This window comes from Citrobacter sp., from assembly GCF_050252275.1.
Taxonomy (GTDB): Bacteria; Pseudomonadota; Gammaproteobacteria; order Enterobacterales; family Enterobacteriaceae; genus Citrobacter_A; species Citrobacter_A amalonaticus.
Genome location: NZ_JBFWLF010000395.1, coordinates 1 through 3,071, shown reverse-complemented (window position 1 = coordinate 3,071; position 3,071 = coordinate 1). Strand labels below are relative to the sequence as shown.

3 protein-coding genes are annotated in these 3,071 nt (G+C 51.2%); all 3 read right to left on the bottom strand.

From position 1 onward, the window contains the following. A partial coding sequence (gene hcp, locus AB7E14_RS22235; protein ID WP_428169972.1) for a hydroxylamine reductase occupies window positions 1-900 on the bottom strand: 900 nt, incomplete at its 3' end. A gap of 143 nt (window positions 901-1,043) precedes the next feature. Then, window positions 1,044-1,943 (bottom strand): lysine exporter LysO family protein, encoded by a 900-nt coding sequence (locus AB7E14_RS22230; RefSeq protein WP_316961850.1) that lies wholly within the window; start codon window positions 1,941-1,943, stop codon window positions 1,044-1,046. 146 nt (window positions 1,944-2,089) lie between these two features. Further along, a complete protein-coding gene (aqpZ, locus tag AB7E14_RS22225) occupies window positions 2,090-2,785 on the bottom strand; it encodes an aquaporin Z (RefSeq protein WP_099433467.1) in 696 nt (231 codons plus the stop codon). Window positions 2,786-3,071: the final 286 nt, after the last annotated feature.

Genomic DNA, 3,071 nt, shown 5'->3' with positions numbered 1-3,071 from the left:
CTGGTTCTGCCAGCCGCTACCGTAGTTACCAATCAGATGTTTGAATTTACGCAGTTCCGGATAACCGTGCGCGGGCAGCATTTCACCGTGGGTGTAGACGTTAACGCCAGTACCTTCGGTTTGTTCCAGCAGGTTATACAGATCTTTCAGGTCATGACCTGAGATCAGGATGCACTTCCCTTCGGTCGCTTTCACGTTAACCTGGGTCGGCGTCGGGTGGCCGTATTTAGTGGTTTCACCGGCATCCAGAATGCTCATCACTTTGAAGTTCATCTGGCCGATTTCCATTGAGCACTCCAGCAGAGTGTTCATATCGGAAGGGCAGGTGCCCAGCCACGCCATGATTTTATGGTACTGCGCGTAGATATCGTTGTCGTACTTCCCGAGAACGTGCGCGTGCTCCATATAGGCCGCCGCCCCTTTCAGGCCGTACAGGCACAACAGACGCAGGCCGAGAATGTTCTCGCCAATCGCGGCTTTGTCTTTGTTCGGGGTAAATTCGGCGGCCTGACGCTGCAGGTCGCCCAGATCGTCGCTAACCAGTTGCAGGTCAGCCATTGGGTTATCACAGTGCGCATTGGCGTCAACGCTCAGGCATTGGGTTTTTAGCGCTTCACGCATCGCGATAGCGTCGCGTGCATAGCCAACGATACGTGGAGAATCGAAGTTAACGTTGGTCAGCGTGGAGAAGAAAGCACGCGGGGCAAAGTTATCAACGTCATGATTAATGATGCCATATTCACGAGCTTTAGTCGCCCATGCAGACAGACCTTGTAGGGAGGCGATCAGCAGATCCTGCAGATCAGAGGTTTCAGCCGTTTTACCGCACATACCCTGCGCGTATGAGCAGCCGTTTCCTGCCGGAGTACGGATGGTTTGTTCACATTGCACACAAAACATGGTCACACCTTTAAAGTTATATTTGATATACATGTTTAAGATTATGCCTGTACGCAGAGGGATAAAAGGGATTTCTGATACAACTTACAGGGAGATTGATTTAGCGCAATTTTGGCGGCAGTGGCCTACCGCCAAAGAGGGCGTTAAGCGGAGAAAAAAGCCATCAAAATGGGCACCAGCAAACTGAGGACAAAGCCGTGAACAATCGCCGCTGGAACCATCTCCAGCCCACCGGTACGCTGTAAAACCGGCAGGGTAAAGTCCATCGACGTGGCACCACACAGTCCCAGTGCAGTAGAACGACTGCGGCGTACCAGACCCGGGATCAGCATAATCGCGAGCAGTTCGCGCGCCAGATCGTTAAAGAACGCGGCGCTGCCGATCACCGGACCGTAGGATTCGGTCAGCAAAATACCAGAAAGGGAGTACCAGCCAAAACCCGACGCCATCGCCAGCGCAGTTTTCACTGGCAGACCGAGAATCAACGCGTTAATCAGGCCGCCAATCATGGAACTGGCGACGACCACGACCGCCACAATCATGCCTCGCCGGTTCAGGACAATCTGCTTTAACGTCATCCCGCTATTGCGTAACTGGATGCCGACCAACAACAGCAGCAGGATCAGCGTATATTCGCTTGCTTCTGTGGCGTGTTGCAAAATGGGCAGCGCGCTCAATCCCAGCAAAAAGCCAACCACCACCACGCCGCACAGTTTCAGCGACTCAAGCGCCATCGCGATACGGGAGGGCAGTTTCTCTTGTTGATGATGATGTCGCCAGGGTAATGCGCGTTCCAGCCACAGTAATGCGGCAATATTGCACAGCAAAATAATGGTAATGCTAACGGCGGAATAGTGAAATATCGCCAGCAAATTGCTCGCCAGATTATCCAGAAAGGCCAGGCTGATCCCCATAAAAAAGAGAATCAGATAAACCATCCAGCTCAATAGTCGATTGATCAGTTTTAATGCCGCGGTGTGCCGAAGCGGAATGAGATAACCTGCTATCAGCGGAAGCAGAATGATGAGAAGTCCTGAAAACATGAACAGCCGGGTCCTTTGAATTAGCGAGACAGCGCCATGACACTACCCAATTACGCGGGTTCAGTAAAGATGCAAAATAAAAGCCGGACAAGGTCCGGCTGAAGCGCGTTTGACCCGACGGGTATGCGCCGTCGGGCGTTCTGACATTAATTGCGTTTTTCGAGCAGCGTACGGTAAATAAGACCGCCGAGAATCCCGCCAATAATTGGCATCACCCAGAACAACCACAGTTGTTCTAACGCCCAACCGCCCTGGAAGATAGCGACCGCGGTACTCCGCGCCGGGTTCACAGACGTATTGGTCACCGGAATGCTGATCAAGTGGATAAGGGTTAGTGCCAGACCGATAGCGATCGGCGCAAAACCTGCCGGTGCGTGTTTGTCCGTTGCGCCGTGAATCACCAGCAAGAAGCCGGCAGTCAGCACAATTTCGATAATAATCGCGGACAGCATGGAGTAGCCACCCGGAGAGTGCTCGCCATAACCGTTGGAGGCGAAACCGCTGGCGGTTGCATCAAAACCGGCTTTACCGCTGGCAATTAAATACAGGACTGCCGCTGCAATAATACCGCCGACTACCTGGGCAATAATGTAGCCAATAACTTCTTTTGCCGGGAAACGGCCGCCAGCCCATAAGCCTAATGTCACCGCCGGATTAAAATGCCCGCCGGAAATATGGCCAACAGCAAAGGCCATGGTTAATACGGTCAGGCCGAAGGCCAGGGCAACACCCGCAAAACCAATACCTAATTCCGGAAACGCTGCTGCCAGAACGGCGCTGCCGCAGCCACCAAAAACAAGCCAAAATGTACCAAAACATTCGGCTGCTAATTTTCTCAACATATCCACCTCAATGTAAAAAATAACCACAAAAAAATAGTGGCAATCAATATTTATTGTCTGCCTGAATGACGACAAATAAATAGCTCGCTATTTTAAAAACGATCGTCATCCGTTCTCTAGTCAAATAAAACCCGTTAGTTTGATTTAGGGCAATGCGGCGTCATTCCTTCCATAGATTTCTCTTAAGGGAAGTGTAGTGCAAAGTCCTGTGAAAATGGATTGTCAAAAACGGATTTATTTTTTGCATCCTGCAAAACGTGCGTTTCTGTATTACGAATGAAAGAGT